Source organism: Nonomuraea sp. NPDC049269 (assembly GCF_043197155.1).
Lineage (GTDB): Bacteria > Actinomycetota > Actinomycetes > Streptosporangiales > Streptosporangiaceae > Nonomuraea.
In genome coordinates, this window is the sequence record NZ_JBICSO010000014.1 from 48,219 (window position 1) to 64,429 (window position 16,211).

Sequence of the window (16,211 nt, forward strand, 5' to 3'; positions counted from 1 at the left end):
GTGCTCGGATCCGGGACCACACTCAACGACCGCTACACGCTGGTCAGCCGCGTGGGCGGCGGGGGCATGGGCGAGGTCTGGCGGGCCTCCGACACGGTGCTCGGCCGGACCGTGGCGGTCAAGGTGCTGATTCCCGCGCTGACCGAGGATCCGAAATTCGCCCAGCGCTTCCAGAACGAGGCCAGGGCGATGGCCACGCTGCACCATCCCGGCGTGGTCGACGTCTACGACTACGGCACCTGCGAGGTCGACGGGCGCCGGGTGAGCTTCCTGGTGATGCAGTTCGTCGAGGGCGAGTCGCTCGACCGCGTGCTGCGCCGCGAGGCGCTCGACCCGGCGACCACCATGCGGCTGATCGCCGAGGTCGGCGACGCGCTGGCCGCCGCCCACGCGCAGGGCATCGTGCACCGCGACGTCAAACCGGCCAACCTGATGATCCGCCTCGACGGCAGCGTCGCGCTCACCGACTTCGGCATCGCCCACTCGGTCTCCGCGGTCCAGCTGACGGCCACGGGCGCCATGCTCTGCTCGGCCGGCTACTGCGCCCCCGAGATGGCCACGGCCAGCGACGTCACCCCGGCCGTCGACGTCTACGCGCTCGGTGTGGTCGCCTACCAGTGCCTGACCGGGCACCTGCCGTTCGATGGCGACACCCCGGTCCAGATCATCTACAAGCACCTGCACGCCCCCGTCCCGGACCTGCCCGCCGACGTGCCGCCGGGGCCGCGCCAGGTCGTGACGAGGGCGCTGGAGAAGACGCCGGACCGGCGCTGGCCGTCGGCCGCGGTGATGGCAGAGGCGGCGCGGAAGTCCTTCGACGCGCCTGACTCACTGGGCTCGCCGTCCTCACTGGGCTCGCCGTCCTCACTGTCCTCGCTGTCCTCGGCGTCCTCGCCGTCCTCAGCGGACTCACCGGACGTGCCGCCCGCGCCAGACTTGCCGGACTCGCCGGATTTACTGGATCTGCCGCCCACGCCACGCAGCCGCCGCGCGCTGACCGCCGCGCTGGCCGTGGCCGTCGCGGTCCTGGTGACCCTGGCAGTCGCCGGGTCGGTGTGGATCCGCAGCGACCAGGCGGCCGAGCAGAGCGGCAGTGTCCTGCCCCCCGTCACGCCCGCCTCGAGCACCCACCCGGCCTCCGCCACACCGAGCAAGAAGCCGCTGGTGCCTCCGTCGAAGCACTCCCCCACCACCCGGCCGATCATCTCCCAGACGCCGACCGCCACCGCGACGTCCACCCCCCGCCCGACCGTGACCAAACCGACGACCACCTCGACCCCCGACGACCCCGAGCCGACCGACAAGCCCACCACGCCCGAGCCGACGGAGCCCACGATCGAGCCGCCGGTCAGCGAGCCGCCGAGCGACATCCAGTGCATCAAGGCGCCCTGCCCGAGCTAGCCTCCTGGCCGCCGTGTCCGGACCGGCGGTCATCGGGCCATGAGAAGGTAATCGGGTGGATACGACTCGCGATCTGCTCGTAGCGCTGGCCCGTCGCTACGCCTTCGCCGACCTCGGGGCGCTGTGCCCGTCCGAGGAGATCGCCGGCGTGTGCGAGTTCGGTCAGCGGCTGCTCTCACTGGACGCGGAGGACTTCGCGGCCGAAGCGAAGACCGTGCCCGCGGAGCTGCGGCGGCGGGCACGGGCCTGCCACATGCCGCAGACCGCGCGTGAGCAGCCACGCGGCGCCCTGGAGTCGCTGCGGCCCGCCTACGGGCTACTGCTGGAGGTCATCGCCATCCGCTGGCACCGCCGCGAGCTGAGCCCGATGATCGCCGCCGTCCACATCGCCAGCGAATACCTGCCGCTGCTGGCCTACGAACCCCACCTCGGCCACGCGGGCGACCCCGCGCGCTGGCCCGCGGGGCTGAGCGCGCCGGGCAGCAGGTTCGGCGTGATCGGCGACCGCGAGTGCGACCACACCAAGTCCGAGCAGTCGGCCACCAACCGGACCCTGCGGGTGGCGAGCGAACCACCCGAGGGCTGGCGCGCGTACTTCGACCGGCAGCACAGCCAGGTGGCGGGCGCGCTGGCCGTCTGCATCGCGACCTGCCGCAACCCGTGCACGGCGATGGACTGGATCGAGCCGGAGGAGCGCGCCGACCTGCATGTGCGGGCCCGCACCGCGCTGGCGTTCGCGGAGACCCCGCTCGTACGCCTGCGGCACGCGGCGCCCGTCGGCCACGGCTTCGGCGTGCCCTCGCCGGAAGAGGTGCTCGACGCCTGGGAGCGCAGCCGGTCCGTGCTCGACAAGAACGAGATCGGCTCGGCCGCGCTGAAGGACGACGGGTTTCCGCTGCCCGGCCTGCCCGCGCTGTTCTCGGCCGTCGCCCGTGCCCCGATCGCGCCCGCCACGCTGCTGGCCGGCGTCAGCGAGCACGTCGCCGGCCTGCTGCTCCGCTGACACCCTGGAAGCCTCCAGGCTGACCGCGCCGCCTGCCTCGCTTAGAAAGGCGGGGTGGGCGTCGCCTACCGCGGGGGCGCAGGCGACGCCCGCTCTATCGCCGGGCGGTGGCCTGCTCGCCCAGCGTGCCGATGCCGTACAACAGCCCGCCCACCAGGTCGCCGACGCTGAACGCGGTGGCCATGGACATCGCGGTCATCCGGCACGCGCCGTCGGGCAGCCTGCGCCGGGCGCTCTCGCCGGTCACGATCTCCAGCGCCCGTCCGGCGACGTCCACGAAGATCACCACCGCCTTGTCGGCCTCGTCGCCGAGCGCGGCGTGCAGCCGCTCGGCGAAGTGCCGCCGGCCGCCGACCGGGGCGCCGAGGAAGGCGCCGAAACGCAGGCCGCTGCGCCGCTCCGCGAGGTGGAGCGCCTGCCTGATGTCGTCGGCCTGCGCCGAGGTCAGTCCACGCATCGCCATCACCACCCCGCCGAGGCGCCGCCGACGCGGCTGCCGGGCTCGGCCGTCGCCGCCATCGCGACCCAGTCGGACTCGGGCACCGGCGCCCACCGCGCGACCTGGTCGGCCAGAACCAGGCCCGACGTGCTCACGCCGTGCTCGCTGCCGGACGGACCGCCCAGCCACACCGGGCCCGTCTCCGTCCTGCGCGTCGAACCCCGCCCGGGCACCATGACCACCAGGCTGATCAGCACGAACAGACCGAGCGAAACCCCCAAGAGAAAAGCCAGAATTTCCAGCGCGCTGTCCACACCACGAACGTAATCCCGGTTCGGCTGTCCGGCCAGACCCGGTCGTGAGAGAGTCTGACTCAAGATCCCCCAGACGAGGTCAACTTAACTGTGGATGCGATCGGAAGGTATCCCGTCGAGCGCGTTCTCGGCTCGGGCGCGTTCGCGTCGGTGTGGCTCGGCCGTGACGACCGGCTCGACTCCTATGTGGCGATCAAGGTGCTGGCCGACAACTGGTCCGCCGAACCGGCCGTGCGCGAGCGGTTCGTCAAGGAGGCCCGGCTGCTGCGCCAGGCCGACTCGCCGCGCATCGTCCAGGTCTACGACATCGGCGAACTCCCGGACAGCCGCCCATACTTCGTCATGACTTATGCCGACATGGGGTCTTTGGCGGGGCGCGTCCTCGACGGCCCGCTGCCGGTCCCCGAGGCGCTCCGCATCCTCGGCGAGATCGCCGAGGGCGTGGCGGTGCTGCACCGGCTCGGCATCGTGCACCGCGACCTCAAGCCGTCGAACGTACTGTTCCGCTCGCTTCCGGGCGGTGGCGAGCGCCTCATGGTGGCCGACCTCGGCGTCGCCCGGTCGCTGGCCGACGCCACCAGCCACACCATCGCGGCGGGCTCGCCCGGCTACATGGCGCCGGAACAGATGCGCCTCGACGGCGCACCGGACGAGCGGGCCGACGTGCACGGGCTGGGCGCCATGGCCTACCACCTGCTCACCGGCCAACTGCCCGCCTCGGGTCCGGTACGCCTGGCACCGCATCGGCTGCGGCCGGAGGTGCCGGTACGGGTGGGGGCGGCCGTCATGAAGGCCATCGACCCGGACCCGGACCACCGCTGGCAAAGCATCGCCACCTTCGCCACCGCCCTTCTGCCCCCTGCCGACGGGCTCCCGGAGCCGAATCCCGAGCGGCGACTGATGGCGGCAGACATCGGCCCCGAGGCCACGGTCCACAGAAGCGACCGCGCCGGTGCAAGCATGGTGGCGGGCGATGACGCGAGTGCCGACGCAGGCGAAGGGGACGTCGCAGGTGCGGAAGTTGGCGCCGACGCAGGCGTTGGCCTTGGCTCGCAAGCTGGCCCAGGCGCGGGCGCAGGCCCCGATGAGGGCGCGGAAGTGGACGCGGGTACGGATCCGGGCGCGGGGCGGGGCAAGGGGGTGGTGGCCGGGGTGGGAGCTGTGGGTCTTGCCCTGGCTCTGGTCGTCGCGGTGCTCACGCTGCGCCCCGTCGACCAGCCGACCACGGCGCTCGGCTCGCCGTCCGGATCTCCAGGCTCGTCCGAGTCAGCGGGACCGACCGGATCCGCAGGACCAACCGCGACGGGGCGGCCGACCGGGAAAGGGGGTCTGCGGGTGGGTATGGGGCTGCGGGACGATGCGGGCATCCCCCAGAAGTACCGGAGCCTGATCATCCAGGCGGGCACCTGGTGCGACGACGTCGAGGGGCTGTCGCCGGCGCTGGTCGCCGGTGTACTCAAGATGGCCAGCGACTTCGACCCCGACCTGAGCGACCCCACCGCCGACGAGTACGGCATCGCCAGGTGGACCCCCAGAGTCCTCCAGTACTGGCAGCCCAACGGCAGCGACGACCCGGTGCCCAAGCCGCCCTTCTCCCCCGAGCTGTCCATTCCCGCCATGGGCCGCTTCTTCTGCGGGCTCGGCCCCCAGGTCGCCACTGTGCCGGCGGATCCGGCCGCCAAGCTGGCCGCTCTCTACGTCTCCGGTGTGGTGCCGGTGCGGCGGGATCAGGGCGTACCGGCCAAGTGGAAGACCCACGTGCAGCAAGTCCTGAAATATCGGGACCAGTATCAGTCCTAATGGACCTGTCACGGCAGCAGTCGCAGGTCCGCGTCCGTGACCAGGTCGAACCGGAGGGCCAGGTTGATCAGCGCGGCCCGCTGCCAGTCGGCCTTGCCGCCCTCGTCCGGCCGCTTGACCCTGAGCTTGGTCCCGGCCAGGTAGTCGATGTGGAAGTTCACGCCGCTCCTGGTCAGCTCGTGTCCCGCCAGCCGCTCGATCAGCTGCGGCACCGTCGGGACGACCGTGCTCGACGGGTCGTGCAGCCGTGCCTCGCAGAGCGCGACCAGGATGAGGAAGTACTTGGCCGTCCGGTCGAGCGGGAAGACGCCCCTCGTCGTGGCGCCCGTGCCGGGGAGCGCAGCCGACGTGCCGTACACGTGCTCGGGCGCGAACACCAGGAAGCCGGTCGTGCCGTGCTCGGCCGGCAGGATCACCCGCGAGAACTCGAACGGCACCGGCATCCCCATCCGCAGCGGCGGCACCTTGACGAACTCGCCGCCGCCCTCCGGGTTCTCCACCACATAGGTACGTTCGGCGCTGAGGTTGCTGATGAGCCAGTAGTCCTCGACCGCCTGGATCCGCCCCGCCAGCCGCGACACGGCCCGGTCGGCCACCACGATGTCGACCGGGACATCGTCGGCGCCGCGACCGAACGTGGCGGTCTCGCCTGGCTTGAGGTCGGCCGCCACAGCCGTGTCGGTCTGGATGAGTACGGTACGCATGCGGATGGTTGTACGCCTTTGCCCGGCAACCCACCAGCTATAAGGTTCCAGGGGCTACCAGACGGGCGGTCGCCGGTCGCCCCAGAAGCCGCCTCTGGCCGACTCGACCTGGGCCGACAGCGAGATCAGCGTGCCTTCGCCGCCCAGGCGGCCCGCCAGCATGACGCCGATCGGCAGCCCGTCGGCGGTCCAGTGCAGGGGCAGGTTCACGGCGGGCTGGCCGGTGACGTTGTAGATCGCGGGGAAGGCGGCGAACCGCTTCATCCGCTCGAACGTCTCCTCGACGTCGTCCACGTCCTCGAACCAGCCCACCGGCCGCGGCGGCTGGGTGACGGTCGGAGTGAGCACCGCGTCATAAGCGTTGGTCACCGCGAGCGCCGCCCTGGTGGCCAGCTGCAGGGCGGCCTGGGCCTGCAGGAACGCCGGGGCGGAGGTGGCGAAGCCGTGCTCGCGCAGTCGCCTGGTGAGCGGCCGGAGCAGTTCGACCTGGTCGTCGGCCACGGGGTGCATGCACGCGAAGGCGTACCACATGATGGTGAACACCGGCACGGTCTCAGCCCCGAACGGCGGGTCGATCTCGACGACCTCATGGCCGAGCGCGGCCAGCGTCGCGGCGGCGGCCTCGTAGGCGGTGAGCACCTCCGGAGCGACGTCGGCCCCGGGCACGACCGGCTGGGCGTAGCGGGCGATGCGCAGCCGTCCGGGCTCGCGCGTGGCGCACTCCAGGAACGTGCCGTCGTGCGGCGGCGCGAGGTACAGGTCGCCGGGGCTGTTGTGCGCCATCACGTCGAGCAGCGCCGCGGCGTCGGCGACATTGCGGGCGAGGGGGCCGTTCGTCGACAGGCCCGCGAGGTCGGGGATGATCGGCGCGAAGCTGATCCGGCCGCGGGTCGGCTTGATGCCGAACAGCCCGCACACCGACGCCGGGATACGGATCGAACCGGCTCCGTCGCTGCCCTGCGCGGCCGGCGCCAGCCCGGCGGCCACGGCCGCGGCGGCGCCGCCGCTCGACCCGCCCGCCGAGGTGTTCAGATCCCATGGCGAGCGGGCGGGCGGCGAGAGGTAGGTCTCCGTGTAGCAGGGCAGTCCGAACTCCGGCGTCGCGGTCTTCCCCAGCATCACCGTGCCCGCGTCACGCAGGCGCTCGACCACCGTGTCGTCCACGGGTGCGACGAATCCCTGGTATGTCGAGGACCCGAACGTGATCGGGACGTCCTTCACCAGGTTAAGATCCTTTACAGGGATCGGCACTCCGGCGAGCGGTCCGTCTGGCAGCTCCTTCGTCAGACGACGCGCCTGTTCGAGTGCTCTCTCTGCGGTCACGGTCACATACGCGCCCACTCGCGGATCGATACGCTCGATCCGATCGAGGTAGTGCTGAGTGAGTTCGACCGGCGAAATCTCCTGGTCACGGATGGCTTGCGCCTGCTCGAGCGCCGACAGCTCGTGAAGTTCTCGCACGCTACCGCACACTAGGCTTCTCTAGAGAAGAACGTAATAGATACCCGGAAAACGGGCGTAGAACACGGTGAGCTGGGCCATAAAACTATGGACAAGGCAACACTAGGAAACGACAAGACCCTCGGGCTACGGTGACTTACGTGGACTCCGATCATCAGCGAGAAGACGGTCACACCTCGTCACCCATCTGGGTGAGTGACCGACCCGAAGGCGAGCCGGCCCCCGCCAAGCACTCGGCGCCCACGTCAACCTACGCGCCCATCGAGCGCGCGTCCCTGGGCAGCCTGCTCCAGCAACCGCGTGTCCGCCGCCTGCGCAATCGCGCGCTGCTGGCGGTCCCGGTCGGCGTGGTCGTGGGCTTCCTCGTGGGCGACTGGCGGGTAGGCGTGACCGCAGGCGTGCTCGCGGCCATCCTCGACACCGTCTACCGAGCGCGGTCCAAGTCGACCGTGCCGGCCTGGCGGCGTTCGTCCATCGCGGAGCGCCGTACCGAGGCCCAGCTGCGCAAGCTCGAACGGAACGGCTACCGCACGCTGCACGCCAGGGCGATCCCGGACAGCGAGGCCCAGATCGACCACCTCGTGGTGGGCCCGACAGGCGTGTACGCGGTCGACTCCGAGAAGTGGGACAAGCGCCTGCCCGTACGCGTCCAGATGGGCAAGAAGCTCTTCCACGGGCCGTTCGACATGAAGCCGCGTCTCACCGAGGCCAAGTGGGAGGCGTCGCGGGCCAGCGAGCTGATCAGCGAGGCCTACGGCAAGGAGATCTCGGTCGTGCCCTCGCTGGCCATCTACGGGCCACCGGTGCCGTGGAAGATCATGACGATCCGCGGTGTGGACGTCTATGAGGGCGGCCGTGCCCGTAAGTGGATCACCAAGCGGGAGCGGGCGCTGACCAAGGCCGAGATCGATCGCCTGCACGAGATCGCGGCCCAGGTCCTGCCCGCCCGATACGGCGAGGACTGAGCAGCCTGAAAGAGTGCCGCCGGCGGCGGCACTCAAGGCATGCCGCCCTGACGACGCACCGCGAAGGCGTCCCGTCCTGACAACGCACCGCGCAGGCGTGCCGCGCCAAGGGCGCATGAGGGACCGGCCATTCGCACGTGACCGTCGTCAGCTGTGCGTTCGTCGTGCCGCCCGAACCGCCCGGCGGACGTGATCGAGCCGTCCGACCCGGGTCCGCACCACGTCCGACCCGGGTCCGGGCCACGTCCGGCCGCTGCCCTGGAAGGTGGGCGGCGACGGCATCGACGAGACGGCCGGCGTCTGGGACGGCAAGGGCCGGCTCGTGGCCGGGTCCACGCGGTTCGCCACCGTACGCGTTCCGAGCGATGGACAGTTGTCTCAACACCCGGGCAATGGTCGTACCATGTGAAGACTCGCAACGATGGGAGAAGTCCAATGCCCGCCCTCAGGTCACGTACGGTCACCCACGGCAGGAACATGGTCGGTGCCCGGGCCCTGCTCCGGGCGACCGGCGTAGCCGGGAGCGATTTCGGCAAGCCCATCATCGCCGTGGCCAACAGCTTCACGCAGTTCGTCCCCGGCCATGTTCATCTGCGCGATGTCGGCGACGTGGTGTCCGCCGCGATCCGCGAGGCGGGGGCGATCCCGCGTGAGTTCAACACGATCGCGGTCGACGACGGCATCGCGATGGGCCACGGCGGGATGCTCTACTCGCTGCCGTCGCGCGAGCTGATCGCCGACGCCGTCGAGTACATGGTCCAGGCCCACTGCGCCGACGCGATGATCTGCGTCTCCAACTGCGACAAGATCACGCCGGGCATGCTGCTGGCCGCCTTCCGGCTGAACATCCCGACGATCTTCGTCTCCGGCGGACCGATGGAGGCGGGCAAGACGCCCGGCCGCAAGCTCGACCTGATCGACCCGATGGTCGCCGCCGCCGACAGCAGCGTCTCCGACGAGGATCTGCTGGAGATGGAGGAGAACGCCTGTCCGACCTGCGGGTCGTGCTCGGGCATGTTCACCGCCAACTCCATGAACTGCCTGGCCGAGGCGATCGGCCTCGCGCTGCCGGGCAACGGCACGATCCTGGCCACGCACAAGGACCGCAAGAAGCTGTTCGAGGACGCCGGGCGCCAGCTCGTGGAGATCACCCGCCGCTACTACGAAGAGGACGACGAGTCGGTGCTGCCGCGCTCGATCGCCACCAGCGAGGCGTTCGAGAACGCGATGACGCTGGACGTGGCGATGGGCGGCTCGACCAACACGATCCTGCACATCCTGGCCGCGGCCCGCGAGGCCGAGGTCGACTTCGGGCTCAAGGAGATCAACGAGATCTCCCTGCGCGTGCCGTGCCTGTGCAAGGTGGCTCCGGCGACGAACAAGTACCACGTCGAGGACGTGCACCGCGCGGGCGGCATCCCGGCCATCCTGGGCGAGCTCGACCGCGCCGGGCTGCTCCACCGCGACGTGCCGACGGTCAACGGCGGCACGCTCGGCGAGACGATCGCCGCCTGGGATCCCCAGTCGCCCACGGTGCTGCCCGAGGCCGTCGAGCTGTGGCACGCGGCGCCGGGCAACGTCCGCACGGTCAAGCCCTACTCGCAGGACAACCGCTGGGACTCCCTCGACCTCGACCGGGCCGACGGCTGCGTGCGCGACCTGGAGCACGCCTACTCCGCGGACGGCGGGCTCGCGGTCCTCTACGGCAACATCTCGCGGGACGGCGCCGTGGTGAAGACGGCCGGGGTCGACGAGTCGATCTGGAAGTTCAGCGGGCCGGCGGTGGTGTTCGAGTCGCAGGAGCAGGCGGTCGAGGGCATCCTGGGCGACCGGGTGAAGGAGGGCGACGTGGTCGTCATCCGCTACGAGGGGCCGAAGGGCGGGCCGGGCATGCAGGAGATGCTCTACCCGACGTCGTTCCTCAAGGGCCGGGGCCTGGGCAAGGCGTGCGCGCTGGTCACCGACGGCCGCTTCTCCGGCGGCACGTCCGGGCTGTCGATCGGGCACGCCTCTCCGGAGGCGGCTGAGGGCGGCATGATCGCGCTGGTCGAAGACGGCGACACGATTGAGATCGACATCCCCAACCGGTTGCTGGAGCTACGCGTCCCCGAGGCCGAGCTGGAGGCCCGCCGTGCGCGCCTCCTCACCGACCTGGGCGGCTACCGCCCCCGCGACCGCAACCGCCCCGTCAGCGTCGCTCTCCAGGCGTACGCGGCCATGACCACGTCGGCCTCCACCGGCGCCTCGCGCGACCTCACGCAGTTGTCTCGATAGCTTTTTCTAGACAGCTTTTTTTTACGGCCCCGCACGGTGGGCCCCACCCACCGTGCGGGGCCGGGGTCTGTCCAGGGGCACGCTCCTCCGGTTCACCGGCTGGGCGCCGTGACGTGCGTCTTCTTGGCCATGGCTTCCGTATGGTCATACCGGTGGCGACAGCCCGGCTTTGTCCGTGATGCCGGGTGGCGGCGGGCCGTGGTGGCAGGCGACTTTCCAGCCCTTATCCGGGCGATACAGGGTGCTTACCAGGCGTACAGGCTTTCGAAAACTGTCGGTGGTCGTCTCTAATGTGGGGGTATGGCTACAGGCGTGAACTCTCACACTCGCCCGCTGACCACCGCCGAGATCGCTGCCCTCGCCCTGTCCCTCGCTCATCTGGGGTCCGGTCCGCAGGCCGTCACCGCCAGGCGCGGTCTGCAACACGCGTTCGAGCATCTAGAGCTCGACGACGACGTCATCGCCACCACGCTCACGACGCTCACCGAACCGTTGCCCGTGGACATCGCGTCGCGGGCCAGGCTCATCGCGGATGCCATCACCAGCCGCATGATGGTTCGCCTGCACTATCGGGATGCCTCCGGACATGTCACGGCTCGCGATGTGGAGCCCGTGACGTGTCTGGTGCATCGCGAATACTGGTATCTCGTCGGGGTCTGCCGGATGCGGCGGGCCATCCGGGCGTTCCGCTTCGACCGGATTCTCGCGGTCGAGCCGACGCTGACTCCTTCCCGGCCGCACCTGGCCGACCGGTTCCTGCCGTTCCAGCGGCGCAAGCGGGCTCGCGCCGCGTAAGCAGCTCCCTGCCGGGGACCTGGGCGAGCCTTGACCCTCCGCACCCCAGCCGTTGGCGCGGCGGGTGGCAGGCTCCCGCTCATGCTTCTTCGAGGGATCCTGCTGGCTCTGGTGGCCGGGGTGTCCGGCTGCGCCAATGGCGGCGTGGCCGGCGCTCCTCCCGCGATGGCGGACGCTCCTGAGCGGCTGCCCGGCGGTGGGGCCGCGGCCATCCAGGTGTCCAACGCCGCCCAGTTGCCGAAGGCCGCGCGCCAGTCGCTCGACCTGGCGCTGGATCGCTACCTGCAAGGGCGGCCCGGCCGGACGGCGGTCTCGGTGCAGGACAGGACCACCGGCGTCCAATACGCCTTCCACGAGGGGCAGCCGTTCATGCTGGCCAGCGTGGCCAAGGTGGACATCCTGCTGGCGCTGCTGCTGCAGGCGCAGCGCGAGCACCGGCAGTTGGACGCCCACGAGCGCGCGCTGGCCGACCGCATGATCCGCTACAGCGACAACGAGTGCGCGCACGATCTCTACGTGGCGATCGGCCGCCAGGCGGGCCTGACCAGAACCCTGCACCGGCTCGGCGTGCGCGACACGTATCCCGGCGCCGGACGGTTCTGGGGCTCGACGCGCAGCAACCCGTCAGATCAGGTGAAGGTGCTCGGCGTGCTCACCGACCCGGACGGTCCGGTCTCGGCCGCCAACCGCCGCTACGCGCTCGGCCTGATGTCGTCCGTGGCCCCGGACCAGGCCTGGGGTGTCAGCGCCGCAGGCGGCAAGGTGGCCCTGAAGAACGGCTGGCTGCCCGCCGAGGCGCACGGCGGCCTGTGGACGATCAACAGCGTGGGCCGCCTGCTCGTGGCGGACCACGAACTTCTGATCGCCGTGCTGTCGGAACGGAGTCCGGACATGCCCACGGGCATCACGACAGTCGAACGCGTGGCCGGCCTGGCGGTCAAGGGATTCACCGGTGCACGTGCGCACGTCACGGCGCTCGGCCGGTGAACCGGAGGAGCGTGTCCCTGGACAGACGCCAGCCCCGTGCGGCGGGTGGGGCTCACCGGGCCGGCCGTAAAAAGGAGCCTCAAACCAGGCTGCGCTGATCAACTACAGCAACCCACCGCAGCTAACTACAGCACCCCCCACCACAGCACCCGCCCGAGCGCGGGGCGGCGGCGCCGCCGGTCATGGCGACCGTGGAGAGCAATCTGACGGTGTCGTCGTGCCCCTCGGGGCACGCGGCCGCCTCGTCGGAGGCGGACATCGGACGGGTCACCTCGAAGGTCGACCCGCAGGCACGGCAGCGGAAGTCATAGCGCGGCATGCCCAAAGACTACGGCAAAGATCCGAAGCTCACCTGGGCGTAGTCGGAGACGGGTTCGTAGCCGATCGACCGGTAGACGGCGTTGCTCGTCGGGTTGGCCAAGTCGGTGAAGAGCACCACCTGCTCGCAGCGCGTCTCCAGCGCGACCTGGCTGGCGAACGCGGTGACCGCGGCACCGTACCCACGCCTGCGACGGGTCGGCGGCGTGTACACCGGCCCGATGCGGCAGACCCCGCCCGCGGCGGGCGACAGGGCGGCCAGCGACACCGGGGCCCCGTCCGCCTCCCACAGGAAGAGCTGCCGACCGGCCAGCCGCTGCTGGACCTGCTGAGCGGGGTCCCGGCCGATCCCCAGCCCCACCTCGTCGCCGAACGCCAGGAACCAGGCGACCAGCAGCGGGAAGTCGGAGACCTCCGCAAGCCGGCCGCGGCCCGCCGTGTCGGGGATGGTCAGGGTGCCGAGGCGGTAGAGGCGCTCCGACAGCACGGAGCCGGGTTCGCCGAGCGCCTCGGCGAGCGCTTCGGTCAGCTCCAGCGGGCCCATGACCTCGGGGATCTCCCCCTTCAAGGCTTCGACCAGCGGCGCGATGGACTCGACCGGCATGCGGGCCAGCCCGACCGGATGCGGCGGGGTGCGGAACGCCGCCCCGCGGACCTCACCGCCGCTGGTCCACCAGCCGAAGTAGGCGTCGTCGGCCGGCATTCCGGCGCGGATGTTCGCCAGCACGGTCAGCGGCACCGTGTTGCCCACGGGGTCGGCGAGCAGGAACGCCTCGGCGACGGCCGCGTACTCCTCAACGTCGGTGGTGAAGGTCCACATGTCCTGGGATCCTGCCAGGAGCCGCGAAGCCGGACAAAGACATTTCAGGCCCGGATCCCAGGGATCCGGGCCCGAAGGTCAGGCAGCGGCTTCCAGGTAGGGCGCCCATTGGGGGTCGCCGACGAGCGAAGCGCCGATGAGCCGCCAGTGAGCGCCCCGTGGCACCGCCGGGGCGACGCGTAGCGTCCACCCCAGCTCCTCCAGGAACTTGTCGGCTTTTCGGTGGTTGCACGGCGTGCACGAGGCGACGCAGTTCTCCCAGGTGTGGGGGCCGCCCCTGGACCGGGGGACGACGTGGTCGATGGTCTCGGCCCGCATGCCGCAGTAGGCGCAGCGATAGTCGTCGCGCCGCATGAGCGCGGCCCTGGTCAGGGGGATGCGAGACCGGTAGGGAATACGGACGTATCTGCGGAGCCGGATCACCGAGGGGACGTCCAGCGTGCAGGTCGCGGAGCGCAGGACCGCGCCCCGGCCGTCACGATGGACGATGTCGGCCTTGTCCCGCAGCACCAGCACGATGGCCCGATGCAGCGAGAGGGTGGTGAGTGGCTCGTAAGTGGCGTTGAGCAGCAGGACTTGGCGCGTCATCGGGCCTCTCCCTGCTGCATGGGTATCAAGGGGGACATGCCGTGGCATGTCCCGGCTGTCGGCCCCTCCTGGGGCACTGGTGCTTCCGTCACGTGGACCTCCGCCGGACGGTCCAGCGGATGGTCACCACGGCACCGTCCTATCACCAAGTCTGACGTTTACCGCATGCTCCCCGCCACCCCATAACCCCCAGCCGGAATGACCAGAGGGACGCACGGTACGTTTTATGCCCACTTCACCAGGGCTTTACGCACGCTGCATGGCAGTAGGGTTCGGGCATGACGCGAGAGCCCTACCCCACAGCACGCCGCGCGGAAAGCGACGAGATTTTGCACGACACTCCCGTCGCGGACCCCTATCGATGGCTTGAGGATCCCGACAGCCCGGAGACACAGGGATGGCTGCTCGCGCAGGCCGACCTGTTCAAGCGGCAGAGCGAGCCGCAGCGGTTCAAAGACCGCATCGCCGAGTTGCTCAGGTCGGGTTCCGTGGGGGTGCCCGCGTGGCGCGGCACGCGTCACTTCTTCAGCCGCCGCACGCCGGACCAGGAACACGCGGTCTACTACGTCTCCGACGGCGACGGAGCCGGCGGCACGGAGCGGGCGCTGATCGACCCCATGGCGCTCGACCCGTCGGGCCTGACCACGTTGGACGCCGTGCAACCCGACAAGGAGGGCCGCCTGCTCGCCTACCAGATCTCGGTGGGCGGCAACGAGGAGTCGGTCCTCTATGTCATGGACGTGGCCACCGGCGCCCGGGTGGAGGGCCCGATCGACCGGTGCCGCTACTCCCCCATCGCCTGGCTGCCCGGCGGCGAGGCGTTCTACTACGTGCGCCGGTTGCCGAGCACGGAGCTGCCGGAGGGCGAGTCGCAGTTCCACCGCCGCGTCTACCTGCACCGCGTCGGCACGTCCACCGAAGACGATGTGATGATCTTCGGTGAAGGCCTGAAGATGACCAACTACTACGGCGTCTCGGTCTCACGTGACGGCCGCTGGCTGCAGATCTCCGCCAGCGAGGGCACGGCGCCGCGCAACGACCTGTGGGTGGCCGACCTGACCGCGTCCCCGCCCGACCGGCCCGATCTCCAGGTCGTGCAGGAGGGCGTGGACGCCCAGACGGGGCTCTCGTTCGGCCGCGACGGCAAGCTGTACGTCCACACCGACCGCGACGCGCCGCGCGCCCGGATCTGCGTCACCGACCCGGCGACGCCCGGTGTCGAGGCCTGGCGCGACCTGATCCCCGAGGACGCCGAGGCGGTGCTGTCCGACTTCGCGATCCTCGACGACCTCGACCGCCCGGTCATGCTGGTGGGCTGGACCCGCCACGCGATCAGTGAGATCACGGTGCACGACCTGGCCACCGGCGAACGGATCGGCGAGGTGCCCGCGCCCGGCCTCGGCTCGATCGGCGGCATCTCCGAACGTCCGGAAGGCGGCTACGAGGCCTGGTTCGGCTACACCGACAACACCACGCCGCCGACCATCCAGCGCTATGACGCCAGGACCGGCGAGACCACGCTCTGGGCCGCCTCACCGGGCGCGGTGGACGTCCCGCCGGTGCGCACCTCCCAGGTCGTCTACCGGTCGAAGGACGGCACCGACGTCCGCATGCTGGTCATCTCGCCGGTCGACGGCGACGGGCCGCGTCCGACCATCCTGTACGGCTACGGCGGCTTCGGGCTGTCGATGACCCCCGGCTACTCCGCGTCGGTGCTCGCCTGGGTGGAGGCGGGCGGCGTCTACGCGATCGCCAACCTGCGCGGCGGCGGCGAGGAGGGCGAGGACTGGCACCGCGCCGGCATGCTGGGCAACAAGCAGAACGTCTTCGACGACTTCCACGCCGCGGCCGAGCACCTCATCAAGACCGGAGTGACGACGCCCGAGCAACTGGCGATCTCCGGCGGCTCCAACGGCGGGCTGCTGGTGGGCGCGGCGCTGACGCAGCGTCCCGAGCTGTACGCGGCCGTCGCCTGCTCCGCGCCGCTGCTCGACATGATCCGTTACGAGCAGTTCGGGCTGGGGGCGACCTGGAACGTCGAGTACGGCTCCGCCGCCGATCCCGAGGGGTTCGGCTGGTTGCTGGGATACTCGCCGTATCACCATGTTCGCGAGGATGTGGCCTACCCCGCGACGCTGTTCACGGTCTTCCAGTCGGACACGCGGGTGCATCCGCTGCACGCGTGGAAGATGTGCGCGGCGCTCCAGCACGCGTCCACGGGTGCGGGGCCGATCGTGCTGCGCAACGAGACCGAGGTGGGTCATGGCGCCCGTTCGATCAGCCGGTCGGTCGAGTTGTCGGCTGACACGTTGACGTTCCTGGCCAGGCACACCGGCCTATAG

General features: G+C 70.6%; 15 protein-coding genes. 8 read left to right on the plus strand and 7 right to left on the minus strand.

The window, feature by feature from the left end:
- The gene (locus ACGFNP_RS56065) at positions 1–1,401 is read left to right on the plus strand and encodes a serine/threonine-protein kinase (RefSeq protein ID WP_393332646.1); all 1,401 of its coding nucleotides are present in this window, start codon (positions 1–3) and stop codon (positions 1,399–1,401) included.
- 55 nt (positions 1,402–1,456) lie between these two features.
- Positions 1,457–2,404: a hypothetical protein gene (locus tag ACGFNP_RS56070; RefSeq protein ID WP_358332429.1), complete on the plus strand. Its 948-nt coding sequence runs from the start codon at positions 1,457–1,459 to the stop codon at positions 2,402–2,404.
- Positions 2,405–2,498: 94 nt separating this feature from the next.
- Here ACGFNP_RS56070 and ACGFNP_RS56075 read toward each other — a convergent pair whose 3' ends face one another.
- A complete protein-coding gene (locus ACGFNP_RS56075) occupies positions 2,499–2,861 on the minus strand; it encodes a DUF5130 family protein (protein ID WP_393332649.1) in 363 nt (120 codons plus the stop codon).
- 5 nt (positions 2,862–2,866) lie between these two features.
- Positions 2,867–3,124 (minus strand): hypothetical protein, encoded by a 258-nt coding sequence (locus ACGFNP_RS56080; RefSeq protein WP_393332652.1) that lies wholly within the window; start codon positions 3,122–3,124, stop codon positions 2,867–2,869.
- Between the two features lie 123 nt (positions 3,125–3,247).
- Here ACGFNP_RS56080 and ACGFNP_RS56085 point away from each other — a divergent pair, with 123 nt between their 5' ends.
- Complete coding sequence (locus tag ACGFNP_RS56085; RefSeq protein WP_393332655.1) at positions 3,248–4,957, plus strand: serine/threonine-protein kinase; 1,710 nt, start codon at positions 3,248–3,250, stop codon at positions 4,955–4,957.
- 8 nt (positions 4,958–4,965) lie between these two features.
- On the opposite strand, the gene ACGFNP_RS56090 is transcribed toward ACGFNP_RS56085, so the two are convergent.
- On the minus strand, positions 4,966–5,661 hold the full coding sequence (locus ACGFNP_RS56090) for a winged helix-turn-helix domain-containing protein (RefSeq protein WP_393332658.1): 696 nt from the start codon (positions 5,659–5,661) through the stop codon (positions 4,966–4,968).
- Positions 5,662–5,715: 54 nt separating this feature from the next.
- Positions 5,716–7,122, minus strand: coding sequence for an amidase (locus tag ACGFNP_RS56095; protein WP_393332661.1), 1,407 nt, complete (start codon positions 7,120–7,122; stop codon positions 5,716–5,718).
- Positions 7,123–7,262: 140 nt separating this feature from the next.
- Here ACGFNP_RS56095 and ACGFNP_RS56100 point away from each other — a divergent pair, with 140 nt between their 5' ends.
- The 4 genes from ACGFNP_RS56100 to ACGFNP_RS56115 all read left to right on the plus strand — a co-directional run bounded on the left by ACGFNP_RS56100 (position 7,263) and on the right by ACGFNP_RS56115 (position 12,143).
- The gene (locus ACGFNP_RS56100) at positions 7,263–8,087 is read left to right on the plus strand and encodes a nuclease-related domain-containing protein (protein ID WP_393332664.1); all 825 of its coding nucleotides are present in this window, start codon (positions 7,263–7,265) and stop codon (positions 8,085–8,087) included.
- 435 nt (positions 8,088–8,522) lie between these two features.
- Complete coding sequence (gene ilvD, locus ACGFNP_RS56105) at positions 8,523–10,361, plus strand: dihydroxy-acid dehydratase (protein WP_393332667.1); 1,839 nt, start codon at positions 8,523–8,525, stop codon at positions 10,359–10,361.
- 312 nt (positions 10,362–10,673) lie between these two features.
- Entirely contained in the window at positions 10,674–11,156 is a 483-nt protein-coding gene (locus ACGFNP_RS56110) for a WYL domain-containing protein (protein ID WP_358332453.1), read from the plus strand.
- Positions 11,157–11,237: 81 nt separating this feature from the next.
- Entirely contained in the window at positions 11,238–12,143 is a 906-nt protein-coding gene (locus ACGFNP_RS56115; RefSeq protein ID WP_393332670.1) for a serine hydrolase, read from the plus strand.
- A gap of 121 nt (positions 12,144–12,264) precedes the next feature.
- Here ACGFNP_RS56115 and ACGFNP_RS56120 read toward each other — a convergent pair whose 3' ends face one another.
- From ACGFNP_RS56120 to ACGFNP_RS56130, 3 genes are all read right to left on the minus strand, one after another.
- Positions 12,265–12,462 (minus strand): zinc ribbon domain-containing protein, encoded by a 198-nt coding sequence (locus ACGFNP_RS56120; RefSeq protein ID WP_214637382.1) that lies wholly within the window; start codon positions 12,460–12,462, stop codon positions 12,265–12,267.
- A 9-nt stretch (positions 12,463–12,471) separates the two neighbouring features.
- On the minus strand, positions 12,472–13,281 hold the full coding sequence (locus tag ACGFNP_RS56125; RefSeq protein WP_358332459.1) for a GNAT family N-acetyltransferase: 810 nt from the start codon (positions 13,279–13,281) through the stop codon (positions 12,472–12,474).
- A 78-nt stretch (positions 13,282–13,359) separates the two neighbouring features.
- The gene (locus ACGFNP_RS56130; protein ID WP_358332462.1) at positions 13,360–13,869 is read right to left on the minus strand and encodes an HNH endonuclease; all 510 of its coding nucleotides are present in this window, start codon (positions 13,867–13,869) and stop codon (positions 13,360–13,362) included.
- 278 nt (positions 13,870–14,147) lie between these two features.
- Between ACGFNP_RS56130 and ACGFNP_RS56135 the strand changes: the two genes are divergently transcribed.
- Entirely contained in the window at positions 14,148–16,211 is a 2,064-nt protein-coding gene (locus ACGFNP_RS56135; protein WP_358332465.1) for a prolyl oligopeptidase family serine peptidase, read from the plus strand.

Coding starts and splice junctions, on each gene's coding strand:
- ACGFNP_RS56075 (WP_393332649.1), bottom strand. CDS start 2,861: ATGCGTGGACTGACCTCGGCGCAGGCCGACGACATCAGGCAGGCGCTC.
- ACGFNP_RS56090 (WP_393332658.1), bottom strand. CDS start 5,661: ATGCGTACCGTACTCATCCAGACCGACACGGCTGTGGCGGCCGACCTC.
- ilvD (WP_393332667.1), top strand. CDS start 8,523: ATGCCCGCCCTCAGGTCACGTACGGTCACCCACGGCAGGAACATGGTC.
- ACGFNP_RS56115 (WP_393332670.1), top strand. CDS start 11,238: ATGCTTCTTCGAGGGATCCTGCTGGCTCTGGTGGCCGGGGTGTCCGGC.
- ACGFNP_RS56120 (WP_214637382.1), bottom strand. CDS start 12,462: ATGCCGCGCTATGACTTCCGCTGCCGTGCCTGCGGGTCGACCTTCGAG.
- ACGFNP_RS56125 (WP_358332459.1), bottom strand. CDS start 13,281: ATGTGGACCTTCACCACCGACGTTGAGGAGTACGCGGCCGTCGCCGAG.
- ACGFNP_RS56130 (WP_358332462.1), bottom strand. CDS start 13,869: ATGACGCGCCAAGTCCTGCTGCTCAACGCCACTTACGAGCCACTCACC.
- ACGFNP_RS56135 (WP_358332465.1), top strand. CDS start 14,148: ATGACGCGAGAGCCCTACCCCACAGCACGCCGCGCGGAAAGCGACGAG.